General features: G+C 59.6%; 12 protein-coding genes and 1 pseudogene. 4 read left to right on the top strand and 9 right to left on the bottom strand.

Annotated features, from left to right (window positions below; genetic code table 11):
• Nucleotides 1–4 precede the first annotated feature (4 nt).
• The 5 genes from CENROD_RS10520 to CENROD_RS10535 form a co-directional block, all read right to left on the bottom strand.
• On the bottom strand, nt 5–694 hold the full coding sequence (locus CENROD_RS10520; protein ID WP_022775973.1) for a class I SAM-dependent methyltransferase: 690 nt from the start codon (nt 692–694) through the stop codon (nt 5–7).
• Nucleotides 695–721: 27 nt separating this feature from the next.
• Nucleotides 722–958 (bottom strand): vitamin B12 dependent-methionine synthase activation domain-containing protein, encoded by a 237-nt coding sequence (locus tag CENROD_RS14410; RefSeq protein ID WP_238551781.1) that lies wholly within the window; start codon nt 956–958, stop codon nt 722–724.
• Nucleotides 861–3,242, bottom strand: a complete 2,382-nt coding sequence (locus CENROD_RS12680) for an ABC transporter substrate binding protein (protein WP_022775977.1) — start codon at nt 3,240–3,242, stop codon at nt 861–863. Before CENROD_RS12680 ends, CENROD_RS14410 begins: the two co-directional genes overlap by 98 nt.
• Nucleotides 3,243–3,306: 64 nt before the next feature.
• On the bottom strand, nt 3,307–4,932 hold the full coding sequence (locus tag CENROD_RS10530; RefSeq protein ID WP_022775981.1) for an EAL domain-containing protein: 1,626 nt from the start codon (nt 4,930–4,932) through the stop codon (nt 3,307–3,309).
• Nucleotides 4,933–4,987: 55 nt separating this feature from the next.
• A complete protein-coding gene (locus CENROD_RS10535; RefSeq protein ID WP_022775985.1) occupies nt 4,988–7,663 on the bottom strand; it encodes a response regulator in 2,676 nt (891 codons plus the stop codon).
• Nucleotides 7,664–7,854: 191 nt separating this feature from the next.
• On the opposite strand from CENROD_RS10535, the gene CENROD_RS10540 reads away from it, so the two are divergent.
• Nucleotides 7,855–9,045, top strand: coding sequence for an IS1182 family transposase (locus tag CENROD_RS10540; protein WP_041193548.1), 1,191 nt, complete (start codon nt 7,855–7,857; stop codon nt 9,043–9,045).
• Between the two features lie 203 nt (nt 9,046–9,248).
• Here CENROD_RS10540 and CENROD_RS10545 read toward each other — a convergent pair.
• A pseudogene (locus tag CENROD_RS10545) lies at nt 9,249–9,602 on the bottom strand (vitamin B12 dependent-methionine synthase activation domain-containing protein); the annotation flags it as partial.
• 199 nt (nt 9,603–9,801) lie between these two features.
• Here CENROD_RS10545 and CENROD_RS14600 point away from each other — a divergent pair.
• From CENROD_RS14600 to CENROD_RS10565, 3 genes are all read left to right on the top strand, one after another.
• Nucleotides 9,802–10,047, top strand: coding sequence for a FitA-like ribbon-helix-helix domain-containing protein (locus tag CENROD_RS14600; protein WP_041194649.1), 246 nt, complete (start codon nt 9,802–9,804; stop codon nt 10,045–10,047).
• Entirely contained in the window at nt 10,044–10,439 is a 396-nt protein-coding gene (locus tag CENROD_RS10555; RefSeq protein WP_041193552.1) for a type II toxin-antitoxin system VapC family toxin, read from the top strand. The genes CENROD_RS14600 and CENROD_RS10555 overlap by 4 nt, the downstream gene beginning before the upstream one ends.
• 191 nt (nt 10,440–10,630) lie before the next feature.
• A protein-coding gene (locus CENROD_RS10565; protein ID WP_420795906.1) for an IS3 family transposase occupies nt 10,631–12,192 on the top strand; the annotation gives its coding sequence in 2 pieces (ribosomal slippage) (nt 10,631–11,084 and nt 11,084–12,192; 1,563 coding nt in all).
• A gap of 103 nt (nt 12,193–12,295) precedes the next feature.
• On the opposite strand, the gene CENROD_RS13970 is transcribed toward CENROD_RS10565, so the two are convergent.
• Genes CENROD_RS13970 through CENROD_RS10570 form a run of 3 tightly spaced genes read right to left on the bottom strand, consistent with a single transcriptional unit; the run spans nt 12,296 to nt 12,984 of the window.
• Nucleotides 12,296–12,439: a hypothetical protein gene (locus tag CENROD_RS13970; RefSeq protein WP_187292300.1), complete on the bottom strand. Its 144-nt coding sequence runs from the start codon at nt 12,437–12,439 to the stop codon at nt 12,296–12,298.
• A complete protein-coding gene (locus tag CENROD_RS13275; protein ID WP_022776012.1) occupies nt 12,432–12,731 on the bottom strand; it encodes a BrnA antitoxin family protein in 300 nt (99 codons plus the stop codon). Before CENROD_RS13275 ends, CENROD_RS13970 begins: the two co-directional genes overlap by 8 nt.
• Entirely contained in the window at nt 12,715–12,984 is a 270-nt protein-coding gene (locus CENROD_RS10570; protein WP_041193553.1) for a BrnT family toxin, read from the bottom strand. Before CENROD_RS10570 ends, CENROD_RS13275 begins: the two co-directional genes overlap by 17 nt.
• Between the last annotated feature and the right edge of the window lie 82 nt (nt 12,985–13,066).

Here is a 13,066-nt window from a genome sequence, read left to right on the forward strand (position 1 = left end):
ACTCCTATTCCCGCCGTCCCCGCGCCATGACGGCAATGCCCGCCGGGTAGGACAGCGTGTGGAGGGTGACTTCCGTAAAGCCTGCTTCGATGACGTACGTCCATACGTCCGCGCCGAATTCCGTCACGACGACGAGGTCTTCGGAGACGGTCGTTGCATTGCCGTGGTAGCTATGGGGCAGACCTATGCGGCTGCGCGACATGCGGCCGACGACGATGGGCACCGTGAAGCAGAGCGTCCCTTCCGGCTTCAGCACCCGGCGGCATTCCGCCAATGCATGGATGGGGTTGGGAACGTGCTCCAGCGTGTCGGAGTGGATGACAACGTCGAAGGTGTTGTCCGGGTAAGGCAAGGCGTGCATGTCGACTTCCGGGTACGCGCCAAAGGTGTACTGCCCGAACATCTGCAAGAACGGCGTCAATCTTCCCGCTTCGTTGATTTCGAGGATGGCCACATCCTTGGTCAACCCGGCCAGTATGGCGCCATACAGCAGTTCCTTGGTTCCCAGCGCGGAACGCAGCGCATTGGCCAGCACCATCGACCGGATGTTGGTACAGCAGCGGTCGCAGAACGTCCCCTGCTGGCGGTTGAGGTACTCGGCTTCCGTGGGGGAAAGCTGCCAGTCTTTGATCAATTGGTCCCACAGGACATACCAGAGGGTGAAATCCGACCCCCCGCACACACCGCATTGCATGGCCTTGGCCTTTCGCGCTTGTATTCACTATGACAAACAGCTTGCCAATATCTTGCGTAGTGCTGCGACATCTATTGCACGGCGTGTAGCCTGATCCTGGAGCTGATCCTTGCCGATTTTCCCCACTGGGCAGTACCGGCTTGCAGGGTGTGACAGAAAAAAACCACTAACGCTTGTGGGGGGCCACTTTACCTTCCAACGTTTGCCTGACCTTCGCCAGCAGGGCGGGCAGATCGAACGGCTTGGTGAAGTAGGCCGTAGCACCGGCGTCCATGCCGGCCTGGATATTCTGCGGTGACGCGGCAGCGCTGACGATAACAACGGGCATGGCCGCTGTCTGCGGGTTGTCTTTCAGGATGCGCAATACCTCCAGACCGTTCATCCCGGGTAGGTTGCCATCAAGCAGCACCAGATCGGGCGGGTTCATCCGGATTTGCGCCAGTCCAGCCTCGCCGGTCTCGGCAATTTCCAGCGCGACACCGGGCAACTGGCGAAAGGCGCTTTTCATGAGCGAGAGATTGGCCTGGTTGTCTTCAATGTAAAGAACACGTCTTCCCGGCAAGGCTTCAGGCGGTGCAATCGTCGGTGCCGGCAGAACGGTGGAGTCACACGGGATGGTGGCGAGAGTGACTGCCGGCAGTTCCAGCCAGAAGCGACTGCCGACACCGACTTCGCTCTCGAAGCCGATACGTCCGCCCATGGCATCGGCCAGTTTCTTGCTGATGACCAGGCCGATGCCTGTGCCCTCGATACTCGATTTTTCGGCTCCCAGGCGATGGAATGGCTCGAACAATTGCGCTTGTCGCTCCGGCGCAATGCCGTATCCGGTATCGGTCACCGTGATGCGTACACCCGCCGTCCCCTGACTGCAGTCGATGGCTACCATGCCGCCATCCCGGTTGTATTTGGTGGCATTGGATATGAGATTGAGAAGAATCTGATTCGTCCGCGACCGGTCGGCATGGAGTTGCCAGCAGCTTGTGCAAACCCCGCACCCTGAGCGAATTGTGATTCGGCGCGGCGATGCCGCCAAACGGGTAAACGCGATCACTTTTTCCATCAGCGGCATGAGTGGAAAACTCTCGGTGACCAAATCCAGCTTGCCAGCTTCGATGCGCGCGAGGTCGAGCACCTCGTTGACCAGGCCGAGCAGGTGCCGACCACCGCCGAGAATGTTACCGACGGCTTCTTTCTGGGACGGCTCCAACGGCACCGGCACCCCCATTTCGAGTAGCTGGGCAAAACCGATAATCGCATTCAGCGGTGTGCGCAGCTCATGGCTCATGCTGGAGAGGAATTCTGACTTGGCCCGGTTGGCGGCTTCGGCGGCGGCTTTCGCTTCCACCAATGCCTGATTGGCGATTTGAAGGTCCCTGGCACGCTCGTTCTGAACGCTCAGAACCTTTATGCGGGCACGCAGGACGAGTCCGCCCAGGACCAGAATCAAGACCAGGGTCAGGATCAAAATGGCCGCGATGAACCCGATCAGGATTGCGCGGTTGTCCGGATCGAAAATAGAGGGAGGTCGGTTCAACACGGTGGCACCCACCGGCAGGTTCTCCTCTGCAACACCGAAGCGTTGCAACTCGTTGAAGTCGAGGATCAGCGCCTGGGGTGTATCGAAGACGATAGGAATGCTTTCCGGAGCCTCGCCTGCAAGTATGCGACGGGCCATTTTCGCCATCAGCCGCCCGTTCTCCAGGCCGCTGTTGACGTAACCGCCCGAGGCCCCTTGGCCGACCGAGCGATCCGTGTCGGAATAGACGGGCCCCCGCACCTTGCCTCGCACATGGGCGACCAACTGCTCGTTGCCGAGGGGGCGCCCGCCCTCCACCTTCGGGATGGTGCCCAGGGCGAACACCGCTGCGTGCTCAGGCAGCGCAAAGAGACGGGAATCGATCGTGTCGAGACTGGATGGCGTCCAGTGTTCAATCGCCAGCCGACCCCTGGCCTCTGGGGGCAAGCTGGCCAGATTCGCGTCGATGACCTGCCGATTGCCGACACCGGATTCATCGGGCGCCGTGATGAAGATCAGCCGCTTGGTATGGGAATGAAGGGACAGCGCCAGATTCAGGGTGCGTTCCAAGTTGAATCGTTCCGCGATGCCGGTTGCTCGACCGCGTTCGCCAACGATTGCTGCAGGATCGCCATTGACGCCGCCAAACACAATGGGAACATCGCGCCAGCGAAGGGTTTTCACGGCTTCGATGAGGGCGTTGTCGTCCATTGTGGCGATCAGGTCAAAACGACGTTCGGCGTACTTCTCCTCAAGGAATCGTTGGAAGCGCTGACGGTCTTTCGCAGAGGCGTAACGTTTGGTGTCCATCCACTCGATGTGCAGCACTGGCCGTTCGGCGGGCACCCCGTCCCACGCCTCGAAGCCCCGCAGGATGTCGTCTTCCCAACTGTGTCCGTGATGATAGGAAAGCAGGACGAGCACATGGGCCGGCTCTGCGGTTGCGGCAACTGGCGCGGCACCCTCCGCCTGGCGAGGGATGCCCACGATCAGGGCAAACAACAAAGCGGCCAAGGAAAACAGGGTTTTCATGTCGTCGTCTCCCACTGACGAAATCGCGACAGACGCTGCCTCGCCTTGAGGATCGATGGCAGCGTCATGCTTGGCTGTCCCGTTCGCGTAACCAGACGATCAACTCATCCAGTGGCATCGCCTTGGCAATCAGCCAGCCTTGCACCAGGTCACAGCCGAGGCCGCGCACCAGGTCAAGGTCCTGTTCGGTTTCCACGCCCTCGGCGACAGTGCTGAGCTTGAGCTTGAGGGCCAGTTCGAGGCTGGCGGCGAGGATGGCGCGCGTCGCGGGTTTTTCGGCCGCGCCCTGCACGAAGCTGCGGTCGAGCTTCAACTCGCCAAAGGGGAAGCGCTGCAGTTGCTCCATCGACGAGTAGCCCGTACCAAAGTCGTCGATGGACAGCTTGAAGCCCTTGAGACGCAGACGGGTCATGATGTCCAGGGCCGTGTTGGCATCGGCCATCACGCTGGTCTCGGTGATCTCCAGAATCAGCCGCTTCGCCGGGAATCCCGCCGTCTGGAGGCTGGTGAGGATGAATTCCGGCAGATGGATATCGGTCAGCCAGCCGGCCGACAGGTTGACGGCGACAAACAGAGGGAACCCGGCCTCGGCCAGTCGTGCCCCGCCGTGCAAGGCTTTGGTGACCAGCATTTCGGACAGTGGTCCGATCAAACCATGCTGTTCCGCCGCCACGATGAACAGGTCGGGGCGCACCGGCTTGCCGTCACGCCGCCAGCGGGCCAGGGCCTCGACACCGACCGGACGCAAGGTGGAAGCGTCCACCTTGGGCTGGAAATGGACCTCGAACTCGTCGTGCCGGATGCCGTCGAGGATGTCGTCGGGTAATACCGCGTCTGGCTCGGCACGCGCCGCTACCGCAGGCTGTGACACCACAGACAATAGTGCCAGCAGCGCTTCGCGCGTCGCCGGCTTTTTCAGCGTGCCACCCAGGTGCAACTGCTTGGAGCGGGCCAGATCGGCAGCGCTTTGCAACAGGCGCGCCTCGACCCCGCTGACCACGAGCAGGCAGCCCCGGTAGCCGACGTCGGCCAGGCGGCGCAGGAACTCGATGCCGTCCATGCCCGGCATGTTGAGATCAATGAGCAGTAGATCAATGCCCACGGTCCGTTCGAGTTCCATCAGGGCATTGGCGCCATCCTCCACCGTCAGGACTTCTCCGATCCCTAGTCCGGTCAGCAGCAGCTCAAGCTGACGCCGCGCCAGGGGATCATCGTCAACCACCAGCGCGCGCTGCGGCAAGCTGAGGTTGTCGGCGGCATGGGCAGTGTCCGCAAAAGTCGGCGCTGGCGAGACGGCTTGGGAGAGGGAATCGGCGAGCCGATCCAGCGCCGTCTCAATGTCACCCAGGGCATGTTTCATGTCGCCACAGATCAGGCGTGCAGCATCAAGACGGCTGCCCTTGGCAGCATCTTCGAGTTTCTCCGCCAGGCTGGCGAAACGCAACGCGCCGACCATGCGCGCCGAGGACTTGAGCTTGTGCATGACCAAGGCGAGCGCGACGCCGTCCCCCTCGTCAAGCTGCCGCTGGCAAAGCAGCAGGTCGTGGCGGGCGGTGCCGGTGAACAGATCGATCAGTTCGCGCGCCTGCCCTGTCTCCACACGGCCAACGACGCGCGCCAGATAGCCGAGATCAAGTGCGGGTCCCGCATCCGCCAGCGGTGCCAAGGGCAAAGCTTCTTTGCGCACCATGGCCGGTGACGCCCGTGGCAACCAGCGTTGCAGCACGTCGCGCAGAGCGTCCAGCTCAATCGGCTTGGGGCTTGGGCAGCACGTCATCCATCCCGGCCGTGCGGCAAATGGTCAGATCGCCAACCTCATTCAGTGCCGTGATGGAAATGATGGGAATGTAGCTGCCAAGCTCCTGTTCGGCGGCACGGATCGAGCGAGCCAGTTCGATTCCGTTCATGCGCGGCATGTTGCGGTCGGCAAGGAGGAGATCGTGCCCACCGGCCTGCCATTTTTCCAGCGCCAGCACGCCATCGGCGGCAATATCGGCATCAAAGCCAAGCGCGTCGAGCTGCAGGCGCAAGATGGATTGGTTGGCTGGATTGTCCTCGGCAACCAGAATGCGGCGCCGTTTCCCGCTACGCTCGGCGGCAACCACGGGCAAAGCCGCAGACGGGGATGCAGGAGCTGTTGTTGCCGCAGCTTCATCAGCAGCCAGCCCGGCCAGCAGCTCATCGATCATCTCGGTGAAGCGCTGGCCGCTCTGGCGAATCATTTCGGCATGTTCGCGGCTTTCCGGGTTGCCCTGCGCACTCATCAGCAGTAGCTGGGCATGGCCCAGGAAGGCGTTGAGCGGATCGCGCAGCGCGTTCGCCCAGGCTGTAACACGTTCGGTCTTTGCCTGACTGATGTGCTCGGCGGCTTCCAGCGACTGGTGCAGATTGTCGATGACGAACTGCTGCACGCTGCGCATGCGCGCGGCTTCGAGAATGGCCGCATAGGAGGCCATCAGGGGAGCCAGGAAGGCAATCATGTCTGCATCGTAGCCGCCGTGACGGTTGGCCAGCCCTGCCATGCCGACCAGGGTATTGCCATGATGGATCGGCAGGCCGAGGAAGGCTTCGAGCTGTGGATGGCCGGCTGGCAGGCCGCTGCTTCGAGGGTCGTGGGGCGGGGCGTTGGCGATGACGGCCTCGCCCCCTTTCAGTACCGCCCCATAGAGGCTGTCGAGTTTGCGAAACACCATGCCTCTGGCCTCAGCCGCTTCGATTAGGCGTCGACTCTCATCGTCCCAGGCCAGATCGGTGATGGCATGGGTGCGCAGATAGGGCGTACCGTCCGACTTATACAGTACCTCGCCGATAAAACCATAAGGACTATCGGTCAGGAGCCGCATGCCATCGAGCAGCAGCAGCGAGGTTGTGTGGATGTCGTGACTGGAGATGTAATGCGTCAGAGCCTGCAGCACGAGGTCAAGCAAGCGCCCCTGGCGCTCCCGATCTTCCAGAACACGCTTCTGCTCCGTGATGTCGGTACGGATCGATATATAGCGTTGCGGGCGTTGCTGTTCATCAAGGATGGGCACGATGGTGGATTGCACCCAGTAGGCCGAACCATCCTTGCGCCGGTTCTGCACTTCGCCCTGCCAAACGCGACCGGAGGCGATCGTGCGCCACATTTCCTCAAAGAAAGCCGGCGGATGATGGCCAGACCTGACGATGCGGTGATTGCGGCCGATCAGCTCCGTGCGGTCGTAGCCGCTGACCTCGCAGAAATAACGGTTGGCATCAATGATGGTGCCGTCAGGGGCGGAAACGGAAACAATCGCATGCACATCCAGTGCGCTTCTTAGATCTTCCAGTTCGCGCCGCGACTGAAGTACGCAGCGTTCGATCGCTTCGCTACGACGATAACGCCGCGCCCGCGATATGGCCGCAGTCGCCAGCAGACGGGCATCAACCGGCTTGGTCAAGAAGTCTTCGCCACCGGCATGGCGGGCATCAAGCTGGTGTTCGATATCGTTGAAGCCTGAAAGGTAAAGAATCGGCAGGCGGGCGAAACGTGCTTTCCGCTTCAAGAGCGCCGCCAAATCGGTACCCCGGCAGGCAGGCATTTCCACGTCGAGCACGCAGGCCTCGGGCGCGAATTCCTCAAGGTACTCGCGTGCGGCCACGGGATCGTCGACCGCCAGCACCTCGCAACCCGCTGTACGCAAAACTCCAGCATGAACCTCCAGCACACCCCTATCATCGTCTACCAGCAGAACACGGTAGGGGGCACGCGGCATCCAGGCCAGCCCCGCCAGTTCCACCAGCAGGCGTGGCACATCAAGCGGGACATCCAGCAACAATCGCGCACCGGCCTGGCGTGCCCGAATCTCCAAGAGAAAGTCATCGTTGGTAGCCACGGCCACGGCCAGTGGCGCGGCGAATGCCATGGCAGCAGACTTTGGCAGCATTGGCCTGATGCGCCCCGCCTGCGCCGTCAGCCATGATGCGCCGGCGAGCAGAATCGTCTGCGGTTGGGAGGACAACAGCGCCACCACGGCATCGATATCGCTTGCCATGTCGACGGTAAAGCCCAAGGCGCGCAGATCGTCAAACAGATCTGCGGCAGCGAGTTCCTCGCCGACCGCGACGAACGTCCAGGCACGCGCATCTGCCGGCAGCAGACTCATGTCGATCCGGTGGGCAAGTGGCCCATTCTCAAGCAAACCAACGAGATTGCGCACGGAGTTCAGGATGGGTGCCAGTCGGCTGGCAGTCGGCGGCTGGCGGATAAAGTCAGCCATGATCTGCCCCAGCGCCTCGGCACGACCACTGACTTCTTCCCAGTCGTTGTACGCTGCCCGCACCTGTTCGGCGACATGGGCCAGCCGGGCACCACGCAGACGATCCCAGCCATCGGTCACAAGCTTGTCCGCAAGCTGGTGCAGTTCATTTTGCAAGGCTTTGAGAGTGGTCGGAGCCATCATTGGGATTCCTTGAACTTATGTAGTACAACAAGCAAGGTAGCGCAAAATCAGGTCCGGTTATTTCCATAGAGCCTCTTGCAGCCCCCCCATTCCGAGGCTGCATTTTTGTCGGCCGAGGCAAAAATTCCGGGTGCGGGCGCGCCATTTCTGGCAAGCTGAAGTTCTTCAATCCGACATCGAACGCCCGCAAAATGAATAGTAATCGACGCGAACTTCTCATGCAACGTTGGAGCATTGTCCAAGAAGAGCTTTTGCCAGAACTCTGGAATGAGGTGGGGCCGTTGACACCCAAACTGGAGAAAGTGATCCATACCCTGGAGTGGGTTCGCCTTGAGGAGTATGTACGGGCATCGTGGTGCGGTCTCGGTCGCCCGCCGCACGAACGCTCGTGGCTGGCAAACGCTTTTGTCGCCAAGGTGGTATTGGGGATTACCACGACGGTGGGGTTGATCGAACGCCTGTCCGTGGATCGTTCCTTGCGCCGCATCTGTGGTTTTCCGACCCAAAAAGTGCTGCCTTCGGAAGCCACCTTCTCGCGCGCCTTCGACGAATTTGCCAAGGCCCGCTTGGCCGAGCGGGTGCATGAAGCCTTGATCCAAGAACACCTCGGCAAGGAGCTGATTGGGCACATCAGCCGGGATGGCACAGCCATCGAAGCACGCGAGCGCCCCTGTTCGGTCAAGGCAACACAAGCGCCGTCATCCGTTCCCACAACCACCCCAGCGACCGACGCTCCACCAGCATCCCAGCCAACGGCCACAGTCTGCGATACGCCGGTCGCGCCCAAGCGGCGGCGTGGGCGCCCAAAGAGTGGGGAAGAACGCCAGCCGACGGCCAAAACCTCCCCATTAGCGCATCAGCGCATACAAACACTGGCTGAGATGATCAAGGAGATTCCCACAGCTTGTGATCGGGGTACCAAGTCCAATGCTCAAGGCTACAAGGTCAGTTGGAATGGCTACAAATTGCACCTCGACACAGCCGACTGTGGCGTGCCTATTGCTGCATTGCTGTCCTCGGCATCCATGCACGACAGCCGTGCAGCCATCCCCTTGTCGCGGATCAGCGCCCAGCGGGTGACGAATCTCTACGATCTGATGGATGCAGCCTATTGCAGCCATGATCTCCGGGAGGACAGCCGAAATCTGGGCCATGTCCCGCTGATTGACCACAATCCGCGTGGAGGCGAGAAGATCGAGTTTTTGCCTCATGAAGCCATTCGCTACAACGAACGTACCGCTGCAGAGCGCACCAACGCTCGCCTCAAGGACGAGTTTGGCGCAAGCCACCTCATGGTCAGGGGCGCTACCAAAGTAATGAGCCACCTGATGTTTGGCGTGCTGGCGCTGTCCGCCGACCAATTGATGCGATTGCGATCATGATCCCCCTTTCTCCCGCCTTGGAATCCACGGCATCCGCAGATGTCGGCTTCCGTTCGCGCTGAATCATGAAATATCGACCTTCAGGATAGATACAGGAACGATTCCACTCCGGAATCAGCCCTTTGACTCCAAAAAATCGTAATTTATAGGCGACAAATGCAGTCGGCTATTCGCTTCGGCAGGAAGTTTTGCAAGAGGCTCCACTATGACAAACAGCTTGCCAATATCTTGCGTAGTGCTGCGACATCTATTGCACGGCGTGTAGCCTGATCCTGGAGCTGATCCTCGCCGATTTTCCCCACTGGGAAGTACCGGCTTGCAGGGTGTGACAGAAAAAAACCACTGACGCTCGCGGGGGGGCAAATGGCGTGGTTTTCTGTCAACTGCATCCCGGCCTGCGCACAGTCGAGCAGCGCAAAAACGTCTTGCTTGACGCTGTGATCCAGGCATGCGGGGTAGCCGGGGGCAGGGTGGATTCCCCGGTACTTTTGGGCGATGAGGTCGTCCATGGACAGCGCTTCGTCGGGCGCGTAGCCCCAGAGGTCGGCGCGTACTTTGGGCGTAAGCCTGAAGTCGGCGATGCAGCATGGTGTCAGCAGCAACAGCTACTGGCAAATGTCCAGAACCCCAGTCATGAACAATGAAGAAGGGCAAAAATGGCCGCCAATGCGCCGCATGCACGCAAACAGCACCGAAGGTGCGCCGAATGGACTATCTGGGTAAACCATAATGGTTGCAGTTTGGTTGGAGATGGACATGCCCACAACGCTGACTTTAAAGAACATTCCGGACGTGGTGTACGCACGGTTGAAAACTTCCGCCGAGGCTCACCGGCGAAGCATGAACAGTGAGGCGATTGTTTGCCTTGAGGCGGTGCTGCTGCCAGCTAGGGTTGCTCCAACGGAGAGGCTGGCTCGTGCGCGAGCCTTACGCGACGCCCTGCCACAGGGCAAGTTTCTTGCGCGTGACATAGATGATCTCAAGAGGGAGGGGCGCCCGTGATCGTGGTTGACACCAACATCGTGGCGTACCTGTATTTGCCTGGTGATTGCACGAAGCAAGCCGAGGCGTTGCTTGAGGCCGACCCCGAGTGGGCCGCTCCTGTTCTTTGGAGGAACGAGTTTCGCAACATTCTTGCGGGCTACATCCGACGAAAGGCGATCACCTTGGACCAAGCATGCACTTTGCAGGACGAGGCCGAAAGTTTGCTTGCAGGTGCAGAGTTCGAGGTAGAGTCGAGCGCGGTGCTGGAACTCGTGCGCGATAGCCATTGCTCTGCATACGATTGCGAGTTCATTGCTCTCGCGATCAAGTTGGGCACCAAACTGTTCACGGCGGACAAGAAGCTTCTCCAGGAGTTTCCAACCCACGCCGTTGCCCTTTCTGCGGGCTAAGAACCTATTCCAGTAGGGGCTGCGCCATCGTATTGCACGCGGCGGCGGTGCTCGGAATCAGCAGCAACAGCTATTGGCAGATGTTCAGAACCCCAGTCATCAACCAAGCACTATCTAACGTGTGGTTACCCCCTATGTCACAGTAGATGTCCGATAAATTGAGTAGCCCGGGGGCGGAGAAGGACACCGATATGACGAGATACAGCCGGGAATTTCAGGAACAGATAGCACGCAAGATGATGCCACCGAACAGCCAAAGCATTGCGAAGATCAGCCAAGAGACGGGCGTTTCAACGCCCACCTTGTACGCATGGCGGAATCGATACCGATCACAGGGTCACGTAGTACCCGCGAAACCAGAAGACCCGCAAGGCTGGGACTGGAAAGCGAAGGCGGCTGCGGTGCTGAAGACGGTGGCGATGAACGAGGCCGAGAAGGCGGAGTACTGCCGACAAAATGGGCTGTACCCAGAGCACCTACAGGCATGGGAGCAGGTGTTTGAAGAGGCGGACAGTATGCGAGGCCCTGTCAATGCAGGGGATATTGGAGCGGAGCGCAAGAAGGTCAGGCACCTGGAAAAGGAGCTGAAGCGCAAGGACAAAGCATTGGCGGAGGCGGCTGCACTGCTGGTGCTGTCAAAAAAAGTCCAGGCCATCTGGGGCAGCAAAGAGGAAGACTGATCACCTCGGAGCTGAAACAGATGGCCATAGACCTGATCAAGGAAGCGTGCCAGCAAGGAGCACGTGAGAGCCGAGCCTGCGCAGTGCTGGAGATAACGTGCCGTACCCTTCGGCGATGGCGGGAACAGTTGCGCAAAGAGGGAGTGCTTAGCGACCGACGCATGGAAGCGGCGCAGGAGCGCATTCATCCCCAAGCGTTGACGGCAGAGGAGAAGCAGGAGGTACTGGATGTGTGCAACAGCGCGGAATTTGGGAGCCTGCCGCCGTCGCAGATCGTTCCGATACTGGCGGATCGTGGGAGGTATCTTGCATCGGAATCGACGTTTTATCGAGTGCTGAGGGAAGCAGGGCAGTGCAACCGACGAGGTCGAGCGCGGGCACCGAAGCAGACGCAGCGGCCACAGGCATGGGAGGCAAGTAGCCCGAATCGTGTGTGGACGTGGGACATCACGTACATGCCGACACTGGTGAAAGGGGAGTTCTACCGGCTGTACATGGCTGTGGACGTATACAGCCGGAAGATCATGGGCTGGGAAGTGCATTGTGAGGAAACGGCACAGCACGCTGCGATCCTGATCGAGAAGGCGTGCATGGTGCATGAGATCACGCGGGAACAACTGGTGCTGCACTCGGACAACGGAAGCCCGATGAAAGGAGTGACGATGCTGGGTATGTTGCAGAAGCTGGGGGTGATGCCATCATTCAGCCGCCCATCGGTGAGCGATGACAACCCGTACTCGGAGAGTTTGTTTCGGACGATGAAGTACTGCCCGAAATATCCAGCCAAGCCATTTGAGACGTTGGATCAAGCGCGGGAGTGGGTACTGGGATTTGTGACCTGGTACAACAACGAACACCGGCACAGCGGGATACGGTTCGTCACGCCAGAGCAAAGGCACCGGCGGATGGACCAGGAGCTGCTCGCAACCCGCAGCAAGGTGTATGAACAAGCCAAGGCGGCCAGACCACAACGGTGGAAGAGCCGAGCGGTGCGGAATTGGTCACCTGTTGGAACAGTGTGGCTGAATCCACCCAAAGAACATCGGGCGCTCCTCAGAAGCGAGAGTGCCTGAGTGAAAAAAGCGGACATCTTTCTTGACAAACACCGGTTACTGGAGTGTGGTTACTGGAACAGGGTTTGCGCAGTGTGAAAGGCCTGTGGTGCAAGGCACAGGGTTACATGGTCATCAAGCGCAAGACATCGTCGAGCGAGCCGACTTGTGGAACCGCCCACTGCGGAACCGCACGGTGGGTGGTATGGGGGCTGGGAGGTAGAAACTCCTGGCTACCCGATGAGACCTTGCCATTGGAACTAGGCACGACGACTATGCCTAGCGACGTACTGCAAAAGCACACCATCCATTCTTGATTGCCAGCCTTCGCCCGTTGATTTGAAATACTCAATGACCTCGCGGCTATAGCGGACAGAAACCAATTGCTTCGGATTTTCTGATTTCGGGCGGCCACGAACTGCTTTAAGCGGCACCATGGCCTTGAGTTGAGTGGGGGTCAGCGGTTGTGCATCAGAGTCACTTTTGGCTGCCGCCGTAATGGCCTTATCTTCATCCACTGATGGCATGACGATGGAAGGGTGCTTAGAGACTTTTGACATAGTGTGTGACCTCACGACGATTGGCGCGGCGTAGGCTGATGATCCGTCGAACTTTTCCGCGATCTACAAATGCCACGTAGTACAGGATATTTGTTTTCGGTGCGAGGGCAATCATGCGCATTTCTCCGTACTCGTATCGAGTATCAACCCACACCAACGCAGCATTCCATTCGAGTTCTGCGGCAAAGGCAAGTGACACCCCGTGTTTTGCCTGATTGCTGACATCTTTGACTGGATCAAACTCGATATGCATGCTTTATTGTAGCTACTGTAAATTTGCATGTCAATCGAGCGGCACCAACGGTCTTGGCGAGGGCTAACGAATGAAAGGGACT

Source organism: Candidatus Symbiobacter mobilis CR, from assembly GCF_000477435.1.
Taxonomy (GTDB): domain Bacteria; phylum Pseudomonadota; class Gammaproteobacteria; order Burkholderiales; family Burkholderiaceae_C; genus Rhodoferax; species Rhodoferax mobilis.

Bases quoted from the DNA above. Each gene is read 5' to 3' on its own strand.
- CENROD_RS10520 (WP_022775973.1), bottom strand. From the start codon at position 694: ATGCAATGCGGTGTGTGCGGGGGGTCGGATTTCACCCTCTGGTATGTC.
- CENROD_RS12680 (WP_022775977.1), bottom strand. From the start codon at position 3,242: ATGAAAACCCTGTTTTCCTTGGCCGCTTTGTTGTTTGCCCTGATCGTG.
- CENROD_RS10530 (WP_022775981.1), bottom strand. From the start codon at position 4,932: ATGGTGCGCAAAGAAGCTTTGCCCTTGGCACCGCTGGCGGATGCGGGA.
- CENROD_RS10535 (WP_022775985.1), bottom strand. From the start codon at position 7,663: ATGATGGCTCCGACCACTCTCAAAGCCTTGCAAAATGAACTGCACCAG.
- CENROD_RS10540 (WP_041193548.1), top strand. From the start codon at position 7,855: ATGAATAGTAATCGACGCGAACTTCTCATGCAACGTTGGAGCATTGTC.
- CENROD_RS14600 (WP_041194649.1), top strand. From the start codon at position 9,802: ATGCCCACAACGCTGACTTTAAAGAACATTCCGGACGTGGTGTACGCA.
- CENROD_RS13275 (WP_022776012.1), bottom strand. From the start codon at position 12,731: ATGTCAAAAGTCTCTAAGCACCCTTCCATCGTCATGCCATCAGTGGAT.
- CENROD_RS10570 (WP_041193553.1), bottom strand. From the start codon at position 12,984: ATGCATATCGAGTTTGATCCAGTCAAAGATGTCAGCAATCAGGCAAAA.